This window comes from Streptomyces sp. T12, from assembly GCF_028736035.1.
Classification (GTDB): Bacteria; Actinomycetota; Actinomycetes; order Streptomycetales; family Streptomycetaceae; genus Streptomyces.
The window spans coordinates 4366650-4380513 of record NZ_CP117866.1; the positions used below are offsets into that span (position 1 = coordinate 4366650).

The window sequence follows — 13864 nt, forward strand, 5'->3', positions numbered from 1 at the left end:
ACAGTGGAGTACATGAATACGGCATCGACCTCCGCACCACCCTCGCCCGCAGCCGCGTCCGCGGCGGAGCCGCGCTGGCTCACCGACGATGAGCAGCGCGTATGGCGCGCCTACATCGACGCGACCACCCTGCTCGAGGACCACCTGGACCGCCAGCTCCAGCGGGATGCGGGCATGCCGCACGTCTACTACGGCCTGCTCGTCAAGCTCGCCGAGTCCCCGCACCGCCGGCTGCGGATGACCGAGCTGGCGATGTACGCGAAGATCACCCGCTCCCGTCTCTCGCACGCCATCGCCCGGCTGGAGAAGAACGGCTGGGTCCGGCGCGAGGACTGCCCCGACGACAAGCGGGGCCAGTTCGCGGTCCTGACCGACGCGGGCATGGAGGTGCTGCGGGAGACCGCGCCGGGCCATGTGGAGGCCGTGCGCCAGGCGATGTTCGACCGGCTCACCACCGAACAGCAAAAGGCCCTCGGCGAGATCATGCGGATCGTCGCCGAGGGCCTGCAGCCCAGTGAAGCGGGTGCGGACCTGCCCTGGCTCCGCTGAACCGCTCATTCAGCAGCGAGCCGGGGCAGGTCCTGAGGGTCGTACGTACGGAGCGTCCCCATCCCCGTACGTACGCCTGGTCCCGAAGGAGTACGACCGTACGGTCGTCGTCGGCCTCAGTGCGCGACGACCGGCACCAGCACCTCGTCCTCGGCGCCCTCCTCGGAGGACGCGACCGTCGTACCGTCCGGGCGGCCGGCGTTGACGAAGGTCACGACGATGACCGCGGCCAGCACCAGCATGCCGACGGCGAACCAGATCGCGTTGGTGTAGCCGTGCACCATGCCCTCCAGCTGGACCAGCTGCTGCTGCGAGCGGGAGCTCGCGGAGCCGATGTGGTCGGCGATGTAGGAGGTGGTGGCCGAGGCGGCGATGGTGTTCAGCAGGGCCGTGCCGATCGCGCCGCCCACCTGCTGCGAGGTGTTGACCATCGCGGAGGCGACACCCGCGTCCCGGGGCTCGACGCCCAGGGTGGCCAGGGACATGGCGGGCATGAACGCCGTACCCATGCCGAGACCGAGCAGCAGCATCGCCGGCAGGATGATCGAGGCGTACGACGAGCCGATCTCCAGCTGGGTCATCAGGAGCATGCCGAGCGCGGCGACCAGGAAGCCGGGGCCCATCAGCAGCCGCGCCGGAACGCGGGTCATCAGACGGGTGCCGATCTGGGTCGAGCCGACCATCATGCCGACGATCATCGGCATGAAGGCGAAGCCGGTCTTGATCGGCGAGTAGCCCTTCACGATCTGCAGGTAGTAGGTCAGGAACAGGAACGTGCCGAACATCGCGATGATCGCGATACCGAGCGAGAGGTAGATGCCGCCGCGGTTGCGGTCGGTCACCACGCGCAGCGGCAGCAGCGGGGCCTTGACCTTGGCCTCGGTGACGACGAAGGCGAGCAGCAGGACCGCGGAGGCGACGAACATGCCCACGGTCACGGAGTCGCCCCAGCCGTCGGACTCGGCGCGGGTGAAGCCGTAGACCAGTGCGACCAGGCCCAGGGTGGACAGCAGGACGCCGGGGATGTCGAGCGGGTTGCGGTTGCGGCCGCCCTCCGGCTCACGGATGACGAAGTACGCGCCGGCCGCGGCCGCGATCGCGAACGGGATGTTGACGAAGAACGTCCAGCGCCAGTCCATGTACTCGGTCAGCACACCGCCGAGGATGAAGCCGACGGCGCCGCCGCCACCGGCGATCGCACCGTAGATGCCGAACGCCTTGGCACGCTCCTTGGCGTCCGTGAACATCACGGCGAGCAGGGAGAGCGCGGCGGGCGCGAGCAGCGCGCCGAAGACACCCTGCAGGGCGCGGGCGCCGAACATCATCGCCTCGTTGGTGGCGGCGCCACCGAGCGCGGAGGCACCGGCGAAGCCGACGAGACCGACGACGAAGGCGTTCTTGCGGCCCCACAGGTCGGCTATCCGGCCGCCGAACAGCAGCAGACCGCCGAAGGCGAGGGCGTAGGCCGTGACGACCCACTGACGGTTGCCGTCCGAGATGCCCAGGTCCTGCTGGGCGGAGGGCAGGGCGATGTTCACGATGGTCGCGTCGAGGACGACCATCAGCTGGGCGAGCGCGATGAAGATGAGCGCTTTCCAGCGGTTGGCGTCACCGGATGTCGCCGGTGCGCCGGGAGCCTTTGCGGCTGTTTCAGACATGGGGGTACCCACTTCGGGACTTCGTAAGGGAAAAAGCGTGTCTAAAGGGGACGGTCCGTCAACGGTGACGGCCGCTCGGTGACGGGCGTGAACTCGGTGTACTGACTGGCGTTGAGCGCTGAACTGATCGGTCAGGCCTGGCGGAGGTCCTCCATGGTCACGGCCGTGCCCGGCAGGGTGGAGCGGGCCGGTGCCCGCAGGCCGTCCAGGAACAGCTGCAACGTTCGGTGTACGAAGCGGTCGAAGGTGAGGCAGGCGGTGCCGGCCGGGGGCCGGGACAGCTGGGCCACGGCGGTCATCAGGTCACCGACACCCACGTCCGCGCGGAGCTGACCGGCCGCCCTGGCCCGGTCCATGAGCTGCTCGGTGAGCTGCTCGACCCGTTCGCGCGCCGCCTCCAGGTCGGGGTGATGCTGGTCGAAGGTGCTCTGGACCATCGGGCACAGCGCACTGATCCGCTCGTCGGCGGCGGTGTGCACGAAGCACTCCAGGGCCTCGAAGGCGTCCCCGGTCTCCGCGAGCGCGACTTCGGCCGCCTCCGACGTACGGTCCATGACGGAGCAGACGACCTCCCGCACGAGTGCGTCGCGGTCCGGGAAGTTGCGGTACACCGTGGCGTTGCCGACGCCGGCCCGGCGGGCGATCTCGTCGAGCGGCACGTCGGGGCCGAACTCGACGAACATCTCCCGGGCGGCGGTGACGATCCGCTCCCGGTTGCGCAGGGCGTCGGCACGCGGCCGGGCCGCCTTGCGCTGCACAGGGGTTGCGGTCTGCACGGCGTACTCCTGAGTGCTGATGGATCGCGATCCGGGGAAGGTCTCCCCGTTTCGCGCGGACACAGGTCTAAACGGGGAGACGCTCCCCGGTTATTTCCCACCTGAGGAAATTCTCTGTGACCTGAGTCACATCTCCTCTGGATGAGAAACCCACGTTCGGTCTCCTCCAGCGCGCGCCCGCCCACCCCTCGACACAGGGTGATCGAGAGGGTGCAGCGCGCAGTCCGGCGCTCTGCCATGGACTGAAGGGCCCATGCATGCAGCCGAGCCGTCGGATACGCCCCCGCCGTGTGGCCGCCCTCGCCTCCGTGACCGCCCTGACCCTGGCGGTCAGCACCTCGGCAGGCATCGGGCACCACACGGCGGGCACCCCGACGGCGACCGGAGCGGGCCCGATCGCGCTGGCCCGCTCCTCCCCCCTCGGCCCCTGCATGATCAGCGGCCGTCCGACGGTCCAGATGTCGGAGGGCGTACCGACACCGCGCGGCTACGCCCGCTCCACCGGCACCGTCCGCGCCCTCACCCTGATGGTCGACTTCCCCGACGCGCCCGGCCCCGGCAGCGCGCTCGACCGTTTCGCGGAGTTCTTCCCGAAGACCCAGGAGTGGTTCCGCACCAGCTCCTACGGCCGCCTCGACTACCACCCCCGGACCCCGATCCCCGGCTGGCTGCGCATGCCCAAGTCCTTCCGGGCGTACGGCATAGAGCGCGGCGCGCCCTTCGACCCCGGCTACCGGGAGCTGGTCCAGGACATCGTGGCCGCGGCCGATCCCAAGGTGGACTTCCGGTCGTACGACTTCCTGAACGTGCTGGTGACGCCGAACGCCGGCCCGTCGGCCCTGGACACGGTCCTGTCGGTGTCCTTCGCCGGCAACTTGGAGGCCCCGGTGGCCGACGGCGTCTCGGTGGCCAACGCCTCCTTCGTCTACTCCCGCCAGGACGACGGCTCCGGCACCTACCACCGCACCGGCTACCGGGTCCTCCCCCACGAGAACGGCCACGTCTTCGGCCTGCCCGACCTCTACACCGCCGAGGGCGGGGGCGCGGTCGGCCACTGGGACATCATGAGCGAGGACTGGGGGTCCAACAACGACCTGCTCGGCTGGCACAAGTGGAAGCTGGGCTGGCTGGACGCGGCGCAGGTGCGGTGCGCGGCCGGCCCCGGGACGTCCGAGTACGCCCTGACCCCGCTGGCCCTCAAGGGCGGCCCGAAGCTGGTGTTCGTGCCCCTGGACCGCCGCAGCGGCTACGCCGTCGAACTGCGCACCCGCGAGGGCAACGACGAGACCGTGTGCCGCCCCGGCGTCCTGATCTACAAGGTCGACGCGGACGTGGACACCGGGATGGGCCCGGTGAAGGTCCACGACTCCCACGAGGACAGCGCCGGCTGCACCCGCAGCCCGAACGTCCACGCCGAACTGTCGGACGCCACGTTCGTGCCGGGGGAGGAATTCCGGGATACGAAGCGGGGGGTGCGGATTGCGGTGGTGGGGGCGGATGTGGGGGGTGAGCATCGGGTGCGGGTGACGCGGGAGTAGGGGTGGAGCAGGGCTGGGCGGGGTGTGGGGGCGTCGTACGCGGTACGCGCGCGTGAGTCCACGTCGCCGTACGCGCGCGTGGGTCGCATTACGGTTAGCCTGCTGCGACCGCCGTACCGGAGAGCCGATGCCCGCGAAGACGACCATGGACGCCGCCCGTGCCGTACCGGCGGAGGCGGTGACACCGTTGATCCGTGGCGTCGCGGTGCTGCGGCAGCTGACGGAGGCCGGCGGGACGCTGAGCGCGAGCGGGCTGGAGCGGGCCACCGGACTGGCCCGCTCCACCGTGGACCGCATCGCGTCCACGCTCGCGCGCATGGGGTACGTCCGTCTCGACGGCCGCGACGTCGTCCTCGCGCCCCGCGTGATGGAACTGGGCAACGCCTACCTGGCCGCCCTGGGCCTGCCCGCCCTCCTCTCCTCCCACGCGGACGCGCTCGCGGACGAGTTGGACGAGTCGGTGTCGTTGGCCGTCGTCGACCGCGACGGCATCCGCTTCATCCACCAGGCGACCCGCCGCCGCGCGATGTCCCTCAGCTTCCGCATCGGCGACCTGCTCCCGGCCGAACGCACCGCACCGGGCCCGCTGTTCGCAACGGAGTGGACGGACGCGGAGTGGCAAGCCTGGCGCGAGCGCCGGGCGGCGGACCCGCAGGACCGGGACTTTCCCGCCGTACCGCCCCGGGAACACGCCTCGCCCGACGAGGACTTCGAGCGCCGGGCGGAGCACGCACGCAAGGACGGCTGGGCGCTGGACGACCAGTTGATCGAGCCGGGGCTGGTGGCCGTGTCCGTACCGGTACGGGATCCCCGCGCGGGCGGCCGTATCGCCTGCGTGGCGAACGTGGTCAGCCACACGAGCCGCCACACCGCCGCGAACCTGCGCGACACGCTCCTCCCCCGCCTGCGCGCGGCGGTGGCCAAGATGGAGCGCGAGCTGCGCGAGGCACCGCAGCCGCAGCCCGGGGCGGCACCGGCGGGCCTTGCCATCTGGACGGGCGCCTCCAAGCAGGAACTTGGCCGGGAGTTCGTCGAGTCGCTGGCGCGCGGGCTGACCGTACTGACCGCCTTCGGCGAGGGCCGGGCCGAGCTGACGCTCACGGACGTGGCCCGCGCGACGGGCCTGGCACGAGCCACGGCACGCAGGGCACTCATCACCTACGAGCATCTGGGCCTGGTACGCCAGTCGGGGAACCGGGGCTTCACGCTGACCCCGCGCGTACTGTCGCTGGGCTACCCGCCCCTGTCCCGCACGTCCCTGTCCCAGATCGCGACCCCGCACCTGGCCGAACTCGCCGACCGCGTCCACGAGTCGGCGTCACTGGCGGTGCTGACGCCGTCGGGCCAGGAGATCCAGTACACGGCCCGGGCCGCCACCAGCCGCGTGATGAGCGTCAACATCACCCTCGGCACGCGGCTGCCGGCGTACGCGACGTCACTGGGCCGGGTGCTGCTGGCGGACACCCCGGCCGGGGAACGGCAGTTGGCCACTCCCCCGGGCGAACTGCGCCCGCTGACCCCCCGCACGATCACGGACCCCGAGACTCTCGCGACGGTTCTGGAGGACGTCCGCCAGCGCGGATACGCCCTGGTCGACGAGGAGTTGGAGGTCGGCCTGCGATCGGTGGCGGTACCGGTCCGCGACCGGACGGGCCGGGTGGTCGCCGCGGTGAACGTGGCAATGCATGCGGCGCGGCGATCGGTGCAGGAGTGCGTGCGGGAGGTACTGCCGGAGCTGGTGGAGACGGCCGGGCGGGTGGAGGGGGATCTGCGGGTGGCGGGCCGATTCACACGGGTTTCGGTCTCCTGAGGCCCTTGTCCGGGGGGCCTTCTCTGAGGCCCTTCTGCCGAGGCCCTTCCCCTGAGGCCCTTCCCCTGAGGCCCTGCTCCCGAGGCCCTTCTCCTGCGGCCCTTGAGCTTCAGCCCTCGTACGGCCTGACGGCACGGCCCTCGCGCAGGGTCACCCCCCACCAGGCGAGCTGGTCCAGCAGCACGGCGGCGGCCTTGGCGGTGCCGTCCTGGTCGTACGGGCGGCCCTCGTCGTCGAACTGCTCCCAGGCCATGTGGAAGCTGACCGTGTCGCGCAGGGTGACGGCGTGCAACTCGGCGAAGACCTGACGCAGCTGCTCCACCGCCCGCTGCCCGCCGGCCATGCCCCCGTACGAGACGAACCCGACCGGCTTGGCCCGCCACTCCCGGTAGACGTAGTCGATGGCCAGCTTCAGCACGGCGGGGTACCCATGGTTGTACTCGGGCGTGACGACAACGAACCCATCGAGCCCACCGATGCGCTCGGCCAACGTCGGGGCGTCGCCGTCCGGGGCGCCGGTCGGCTCCAGGGTGAGCTTGAGCTCCTCGGCGAGAGCGGGTTCGGACAGGTCGATGACGTGCGTCTCCATGTCGTCACGCCGACCGATCTCGGCGACGAACCACCGGGAGACCTTGTCGGCGAAACGGCCTGGGCGGACGCTGCCGATCATTACGCCGATCTTGAGTGGGGGCTGGGACATGGAGGTGCCTCGATTCCGGGTGGTCGGGAGAGTCCGCGTGGTCGGGAGAGTCCGCGATTCGGCCCTGGGTGGGCCCGCGCAAGCAACGTAAAATCTCAAGTTAACTTGAGGTCAAGCGGGGCCGGGGATGGGTGGGGATGGCCGGGGAGGGCCGGGGGTGGCCTGGGGCGGCCGAAGAAGATCGCAGAAGATCGGAGAGGCACGCCGCCGATCACCGACAACCGGGGCGAACGACGAGACACGGATCCGCTACGCTGTCAGGGCACCTTCTGCCTTCGTGGGATCTGTCGGAAATTCAATCGCCGCAGGTCAGGCCCAGTGCCCTGTAGGGCCCCAAAACGCCGCAGCCTGAATCTCAAACGCCGCCTGAGCGTTTCCGCAGGTCATGACAGCTGCCGTGCGTGACTGCGCGAGGCCCGATCAACTGCCACCTGTGCAGTCCAGCAGTGAGACATCAGCCTTCTGTCCCGGCGCACCTTCAGCCGGGCCTGATGAAGCACTCACCCACTGAGCGGCATCCAAGTTGCTACTTGAGTAGCTAGCGCCCCAGTCTTGCTGCATGCTCACCTCACGGTCAGTTGCCGATCGTCGCGTCTACTTGCTCCTGCTGGACGACGAGAACCGCCTGATGCTGTGCGGCTGCTGCTGCAGCGGCTGGACAGTTCCACAAACACTGCTCACGCCGGGTGCCGATTTCAGAGACGGCGCCACCCGGCATCTCGCCACTCGGTTCCACATCGACAGCCCCCGCTTCGGATCCGTCTACGGAGTTCGCGAAACCCGTGAGCCTGAATGCTGGGAGCATAACCGTCACACCATTTCCCACGTATTCATCGTGAGGATCAGTTCCGTTGAGTCGGATGCATTCCAGCGATCCTCCCCATCACACACTAGGTGGGGAGTCAACGAGCTTAAGGATCGCCATCGGGAGGTCTCCCCCGAGGGGGTGAGCCTTCTTGTTTCCGGTTACGTCGAAGGTTGGCTTCCTGACGGCCCGATCTCTCTCTACTGAACGGGAGCCACCATGCCCTTGCACGCCATCGAAATCATCCTGACCCGGACCGTGCGAGGAGTCGAGCTGAAATCCGCGCAACGGCTCAGCGGAATGCCAATGGCATCGTCACAGGACGGTAAGAACATCGCCGTACTCGTCTCAGCACGTAACGAAGAGCAAGCGATCAAGAAGGTGTGGCGACGGCTTGAGGATGCTCTGCCGATCGACGTGCTGTGTACTCTCTTCCCCGGGCCGGACGGGATGCTACGGATGAGCATTCCGTTCATTCCCGGGGTGAAGAGACGAATCCATTCGTGGGCCAGGGCGGCAGGAAAGAACACGGAAGAGTTCCTGAGCGATGCGATCAGAGAAGCCTTGGCCCGCGACCGGTCCTCAAGTGCAGCGGCCCAGGAATGCGCGCTGGGTTTCCTGCTGCACAGCTGCGCTTGGCTGGAGTCACCGTTGGATGCCAGCAACCGAATCGCGGTGTCGAGACTCCCTCTGCCGTTGGAGAATCTCATCCGTAGGGTCTCGACTTCTGGCGCTCGGCTCACTTTTGCCGACGACTCCGGCCCGATCGCAGCATTGATCAGCGAGCGGGAACTTGCACGGCTCGAAAACCGGTCGGCCGACCAAGCTTGCCCTGGGGATGAAGAGTGCCATGGAATTGGCTGATCCCCGAGTAATCGTGTGCGGGGACCGGAGGTGGCTCTGGCCTGGCACCGTCGCCGCAGTGCTGGACCGCCTGGCAGCCCACTACGGTGATCGGCTCGTCGTGATCGAGGGCGCTGCGAACGGTGCCGACCGCGCGGCCCACCGGTGGTGCCGGCGAAGGGGCCTGGGTGCGGACCGGCATCGGTGTTACCCCGTGGACTGGGAGGCCGAGCGTCACGCCAGACCAAAGACGTGGCGGCTGGCGGGGCCCGAGCGGAACACCCGGATGCTGGCGGAACGGCCGTCGATGGTCATTGCCTTCCACAGTCAGTTCGATCCTGGATCCGGCGGGACGTCCGACATGTGCCTCCGTGGCCTGCTCAGCGGCGTGCCCACGTGGCTGGTGCCCGGCCCGGATCCGAATGTCGGAAGGTGGCTGCGCGTCAGCGAATTCCCCAAGCGGCGCCGTGAGCGTGTACAGCGCGAGTTGGAGGAGGCTCTCCCAGCCGAGCACCCCCTCCTACCGTTCGACAACGATGCCATCGAGACCGAATAGAGAGGTGCGGACGGTTTCGTCGAGTGGGTACGTGGCACGAGATCCTCGTACGATGCGTTGTCAGTGGCAGTAAGTTTACTAGGCCGCACCGGTTGCTCGGGGAGGTGTGACGCGGATGGCTGCCAGCGCCGAACATCTCAAAGCCCTCGTGCGAGCACACGCCGAGGCCGACGACGACCGTTTCTACAGCATCGCACTGCAGGTGGCGGCCAAGTCCGCCCGCCAGGGACACGGCAAGTTCGCAGTAGAGCTGCGAGAACTCGTCGAATCGATGCGGCAGCAGGGCGGGAAGGCCCTCAACCCCGTCGGGCCGACGCCTGTGGTCCAGCCCCGCGGGGAACTGTCCAGCCTGCTGACCGCCTGGTATCCCGATATCCGGCTCGACGACATGACGCTCTCTGCCGATCTACGGGCCACCATGGACCGCGTACTTCACGAGCAGCGGCAGCGTGCTCGACTAGAGCGCTTCGGGTTCACCCCCGTCCATCGGATCCTGCACTCAGGTCCGCCGGGAACCGGCAAGAGCATGACGGCGGCCGCACTGGCCGGCGAGCTGTCCCTGCCGCTGTTCACCATCCGCCTGGACGCGCTGATCAGCCGTTTCATGGGCGAGACGGCGTCGAAGCTGCGGTTGGTGTTCGATGCCGTGGCACAGACACGAGCCGTATACCTGTTCGATGAGTTCGATGCGCTGGGAGCACAGCGAGCCGCTGGCAACGACGTGGGCGAGGCACGCCGCATCCTCAACTCATTCCTGCTGTTCCTGGACGAGGCCCCCTCGGAGAGCCTCGTCGTAGCGGCCACCAACCATCACGAGATCCTGGACCGGGCATTGTTCAGGCGCTTCGATCTGGTAATCGCGTATGAGACACCCACGCCGGAGCAGGCGGTGGAGGTGATGCGCAGGAGACTCGCGGGAATGGACACCAGCGCAGTACGGTGGCCCTCTGTAACCAAGAGCGTGGCCGGGCTGAGCCATGCGGAACTCGTGAAGGCTGCCGAGTCCGCTGCCAAGCAGGCCATCCTGGGGGGTGCTGACGTGATCGACGATCGCCTGTTGCTGGATGCTCTGAGTGAGCGGCACGCGCTCCACCATGCCTGAGCCGCACACATCCCCCAGCACCCCACACCTCCTCGTTCCGTGGCCCGGCCGCACCCTCCGACCGAAGCAGCCCCGCCCTGCGGGCGGCGGACCTCTCGCGGACCGGTCCGCAGATCGGCAGGGGCATGTGTCCCGCCTGGTTGGCGGCCTGGAGCAGGCTCGCGACGAGGCGGTGGAGGTCCTCGGTGAAGTCCCGGAGCCCTACCGGGCGGACGGATTCGCGGTCCGCGTCGAGGCCGCGGTCGGCCATGCGCTCACCCTGGAGGCCCTGGACAGGTCCGGTCTGACGCTCATGAGCGTGCATGCGCCTGTCGATCAGAGCCCCGAGGATGCGTTGGTGTGGGTGCCCTACGAGCAGGTCTCTGATTTCTCCCGGCGGCTACGAGAGTTCACCCAGAACACCACCAGCGGTGCGCCCAAGCAGGCGGCTCTTGTCGCCAACATGGAGACGGTCCAGCGAGCGCTCTTCGAACACCTTTGGCAGGAGAGCGATCCTCTGCCGCCGATGGACGAACGCCGTTGGTGGGAGCTGTGGTTCGATCCGCAGATCGTCGAGTCCGATCCTGTGGCGTCCCTGCGTGAGCTCGCCGCGGAGAAGCAGTGGGCGGTCGCTGAGGTAGCGCTGGCTGTCGGCGAGCGTCTCATCGCTCACGTCCAGGCCTCCGGTGAGGAACTGCAGGTCATTCTGGGGACCAACGCGTGCCCGGTGGAGATCCGCCGACCCGTCTTCGCCCAGGAGCTGCACTCGGTGGACCGCTCCTTCCAGCACAGTCTGGTAGACGACCTCGCCGGGCGCCTCGAGGCCGCCCCGCCTGACGCACCTGTGGTCTGTGTGCTGGATACAGGAGTGAGCCAGGAGCATCCGCTCCTGAAGGCTTCGTTGCATGGGCGAGCGCACAGCGCTCTGCCCCTCCATACCGCGGCTGACCGGCACGGGCATGGCACCGAGATGGCGGGGATCGCGCTCTACGGAGATCTCGCCGTGCCGCTGGAAAGCCAGGGGCCCGTGGTCCTGACGCATGGGCTGGAGTCCGTGAAGCTGCTGGACGGTGTGACTGAGGACGCAGCGCACCCGCGCACGCACGCGGAAAGGACCGCGAATGCCGTGTCGACGGCCGAGGTCGCAGCGCTGAGCGCGGGCCCGCCGCGCGCCCGGGTGTTCTCCATGGCGGTCACCTACCAGTCCGGAGACGGAAGGAACGGCACCGACGGCACGCCGACCCTGTGGTCCGCGACTCTCGACGCACTCGCCGCCGGAACGGATGTGGTGGCGCACGACGACCGCATCGAGCTGATCGGCGCGCCCGATCCGGACGCCTCACGGCTGATCGTCGTCAGTGCGGGCAACATCTGGAGACCCGAGCCTCAGCAGATCCGCACCCCCCAGGGACAGTTGGACCATCTGCAGCTGTGTGACCTGTCGCGGATCGAAGAGCCCGCGCACGCGCACAACGTACTGACGGTCGGAGCGTTCACCGAACTCACCAGCGTGCCCGAGGCGCCTTCATTCGCGGGGTTCCGACCGCTCGCCGCCTCCGGTCAGCTGTCTCCGTTCAGCCGGACATCCGTCGCGCTGACGGGAAAGCCCGTGGTCAAGCCCGACATCCTCATGGAGGGCGGGAATCTGCTGGTCGACCCCGGGGAGACCTTGCTGACTCCGCACGATGTGGTCAGCGTGACCACCACCGGCAAGGACTTCTTCCGACAGGTCTCATCCGCGAACGCAACCAGTTCCGCCACCGCTCAAGCCGCCCGCCTCGCCGCTCTCGTCCACGCCGCGTACCCCGGTCTGACTCCTGAAGCTGTCCGTGGGCTGTTGGTGCACGAGGCACGCTGGACACCCGAGATGACGGGCCCGGACGGTCTGCACACGAGTACCGGTCGACCACGACTGATGAAGAAGGAGGTGATGAAGCAGGTCATTCGCCGCTACGGCTGGGGCGTGCCGCGCGCCGAGCGGGTGCTCTCCAGCGCTGCCAACGCCGTCACTCTGATCGTGCAGAGCGAATTGGTTCCGTTCCGGAAGCATCCCGGTGGCGGCGTGCGCCTGGCGGAGCTTCATCTGCATGAACTCCCTTGGCCATTGGAGCAGTTGCGGGAGCTCGGCGCCGCGACCGTCCAGCTCCGTGTGACGCTGTCGTACTTCGTCGAACCGAACCCAGGGCGCCGCGGCATGCAGGGCAAGTACAGCTACGCCTCGCACCGCTTGCGTTTTGCAATCAGGGCACCGGGCGAGTCGGTGGACGGTTTCGAGCGGCGCATCACCGCGCAGGCCGAGGCAGAATCCGACACCCCCGCCCATGCCAAGGCCTTCGAGGGAGACAAGAACTGGCTGGTCGGTCCGCAGGGCCGCAATCAGGGCTCACTCCACTCCGACCTCTGGGTGGGCTCGGCGGCAGACCTCGCCGACTGCGGCGTCCTTGCCGTCCACCCTTCCGGTGGCTGGTGGAAGAGCAACAACCGCACCGACCGAGTAGGCCGCCCCGTGCGGTACGCGCTGCTGGTCTCCCTGGAGACCGAGGAAGTCGAGACCGACCTGTACACCCCGATCGCGAACAAGCTCGATGTTCCGATCGTTGGCATGCCGGCAGTCCGTAGCGAGATCGACACGGGGCTGCCGGTGCAGACAGAAATCGACTGGTAGCCGCTCCACGCCGACGACGCCAGCCCGTTTCCTCCGAAGCGTCAACGCCCCGCCGGTCGCCACTCCTTCAACACGCGCATAGCGGATGCTCCGGCGACACATACCCAGACTGCGCCCACTTCAGGACAATAACCCAAAGTTATGCTTTGGCCAGTTCAGGGCGTTATTCAACCAGCATCAACACTCCCGCCAGCGGTCCCCGCCACCCCGCTTGCCGTGAGGTTCCTGGCCACACGCGATGACTGACCGATTCCGCCTGCTTGAGATTTACGCGTTCACGTATGTGGCAAATACTTTCGATTGCCGACCTCCACGCCGACATCCACCCTGATGTGGCAAATATGCCGCCGACCCCTGCACACCTCGCGGAGCAGGGGAAACGACGATAGGGGGACGCGTTGAACATCATGGATGTCGCGGGTGTGGGGGCCGGCGCCCTGGTCACCGAGATGGTCAAGAGCACGTGGGAGTCCGTGCGGGATGCGGTGGCCAGCCTCTTCCGGCGGGGCGGGGAGGAGACCGCCGAGCAGGAGCTGCGTCTGATCGACACGGCGCGGCAGCGACTCGTCGACAGCCCGGACAGCGAGCGCGGGTCGGTGGAGGGCCAGCTGCGCAACGAACTGACGATCCAGTTGGCGGCGTTCCTGCAGAAGAACCCGGACGCCGCGCAGCAGGTGCAGGACCTGGCCGACCGGGTCAAGGGGGTGGACAACGGCGAGGGGGCGCGCACGAGTGTGCGCGGTAACACCAACAGCCAGGTCGTCATCTCCGGCGGTGACATCAGCGCTTCGGGCGGCATCCACTACCGCGCGCCGGAGGGGAGCCGGTGAGCGCAGAGACTGTGCCCGGGCCCGTCCCGCCACCTCCCGCTCCTCCCACCGTC

The 13864-nt window shown here is 68.4% G+C and carries 11 protein-coding genes; 8 read left to right on the plus strand and 3 right to left on the minus strand.

Annotation, left to right across the window (positions count from 1 at the left end; translation table 11 throughout):
- Positions 1–12: 12 nt before the first annotated feature.
- Positions 13–549 carry a MarR family winged helix-turn-helix transcriptional regulator gene (locus PBV52_RS19360; RefSeq protein ID WP_274239752.1) on the plus strand — a complete coding sequence of 179 codons (537 nt, stop codon included), beginning with the start codon at positions 13–15 and terminating at the stop codon, positions 547–549.
- A gap of 116 nt (positions 550–665) precedes the next feature.
- Here PBV52_RS19360 and PBV52_RS19365 read toward each other — a convergent pair whose 3' ends face one another.
- On the minus strand, positions 666–2207 hold the full coding sequence (locus tag PBV52_RS19365; RefSeq protein ID WP_274239753.1) for an MFS transporter: 1542 nt from the start codon (positions 2205–2207) through the stop codon (positions 666–668).
- A gap of 131 nt (positions 2208–2338) precedes the next feature.
- The gene (locus PBV52_RS19370; RefSeq protein WP_274239754.1) at positions 2339–2983 is read right to left on the minus strand and encodes a TetR/AcrR family transcriptional regulator; all 645 of its coding nucleotides are present in this window, start codon (positions 2981–2983) and stop codon (positions 2339–2341) included.
- Positions 2984–3240: 257 nt separating this feature from the next.
- On the opposite strand from PBV52_RS19370, the gene PBV52_RS19375 reads away from it, so the two are divergent.
- Positions 3241–4521: a M6 family metalloprotease domain-containing protein gene (locus tag PBV52_RS19375; protein ID WP_274239755.1), complete on the plus strand. Its 1281-nt coding sequence runs from the start codon at positions 3241–3243 to the stop codon at positions 4519–4521.
- Between the two features lie 127 nt (positions 4522–4648).
- Positions 4649–6331 carry an IclR family transcriptional regulator C-terminal domain-containing protein gene (locus PBV52_RS19380; protein WP_274239756.1) on the plus strand — a complete coding sequence of 561 codons (1683 nt, stop codon included), beginning with the start codon at positions 4649–4651 and terminating at the stop codon, positions 6329–6331.
- Positions 6332–6440: 109 nt separating this feature from the next.
- Here the strand turns inward: PBV52_RS19380 and PBV52_RS19385 are convergent, their stop codons facing one another.
- On the minus strand, positions 6441–7031 hold the full coding sequence (locus tag PBV52_RS19385) for an NADPH-dependent FMN reductase (RefSeq protein ID WP_274239757.1): 591 nt from the start codon (positions 7029–7031) through the stop codon (positions 6441–6443).
- Between the two features lie 1024 nt (positions 7032–8055).
- Between PBV52_RS19385 and PBV52_RS19390 the strand changes: the two genes are divergently transcribed.
- The 5 genes from PBV52_RS19390 (at position 8056) to PBV52_RS19410 (ending at position 13811) form a co-directional block, all read left to right on the plus strand.
- The gene (locus tag PBV52_RS19390; RefSeq protein WP_274239758.1) at positions 8056–8700 is read left to right on the plus strand and encodes a hypothetical protein; all 645 of its coding nucleotides are present in this window, start codon (positions 8056–8058) and stop codon (positions 8698–8700) included.
- Entirely contained in the window at positions 8687–9235 is a 549-nt protein-coding gene (locus tag PBV52_RS19395; protein ID WP_274249457.1) for an SLOG family protein, read from the plus strand. Before PBV52_RS19390 ends, PBV52_RS19395 begins: the two co-directional genes overlap by 14 nt.
- 115 nt (positions 9236–9350) lie before the next feature.
- The gene (locus PBV52_RS19400; protein ID WP_274239759.1) at positions 9351–10337 is read left to right on the plus strand and encodes an AAA family ATPase; all 987 of its coding nucleotides are present in this window, start codon (positions 9351–9353) and stop codon (positions 10335–10337) included.
- 292 nt (positions 10338–10629) lie between these two features.
- Positions 10630–12981: a S8 family peptidase gene (locus PBV52_RS19405; protein ID WP_274239760.1), complete on the plus strand. Its 2352-nt coding sequence runs from the start codon at positions 10630–10632 to the stop codon at positions 12979–12981.
- A 398-nt stretch (positions 12982–13379) separates the two neighbouring features.
- The gene (locus tag PBV52_RS19410; protein ID WP_274239761.1) at positions 13380–13811 is read left to right on the plus strand and encodes a hypothetical protein; all 432 of its coding nucleotides are present in this window, start codon (positions 13380–13382) and stop codon (positions 13809–13811) included.
- Positions 13812–13864 lie beyond the last annotated feature (53 nt).

Excerpts from the sequence above, each read along its gene's own strand:
- PBV52_RS19385 (WP_274239757.1), bottom strand. The coding sequence starts at position 7,031 with ATGTCCCAGCCCCCACTCAAGATCGGCGTAATGATCGGCAGCGTCCGC.
- PBV52_RS19395 (WP_274249457.1), top strand. The coding sequence starts at position 8,687 with ATGGAATTGGCTGATCCCCGAGTAATCGTGTGCGGGGACCGGAGGTGG.
- PBV52_RS19375 (WP_274239755.1), top strand. The coding sequence starts at position 3,241 with ATGCAGCCGAGCCGTCGGATACGCCCCCGCCGTGTGGCCGCCCTCGCC.
- PBV52_RS19365 (WP_274239753.1), bottom strand. The coding sequence starts at position 2,207 with ATGTCTGAAACAGCCGCAAAGGCTCCCGGCGCACCGGCGACATCCGGT.
- PBV52_RS19400 (WP_274239759.1), top strand. The coding sequence starts at position 9,351 with ATGGCTGCCAGCGCCGAACATCTCAAAGCCCTCGTGCGAGCACACGCC.
- PBV52_RS19380 (WP_274239756.1), top strand. The coding sequence starts at position 4,649 with ATGCCCGCGAAGACGACCATGGACGCCGCCCGTGCCGTACCGGCGGAG.
- PBV52_RS19405 (WP_274239760.1), top strand. The coding sequence starts at position 10,630 with ATGAGCGTGCATGCGCCTGTCGATCAGAGCCCCGAGGATGCGTTGGTG.
- PBV52_RS19360 (WP_274239752.1), top strand. The coding sequence starts at position 13 with ATGAATACGGCATCGACCTCCGCACCACCCTCGCCCGCAGCCGCGTCC.
- PBV52_RS19390 (WP_274239758.1), top strand. The coding sequence starts at position 8,056 with ATGCCCTTGCACGCCATCGAAATCATCCTGACCCGGACCGTGCGAGGA.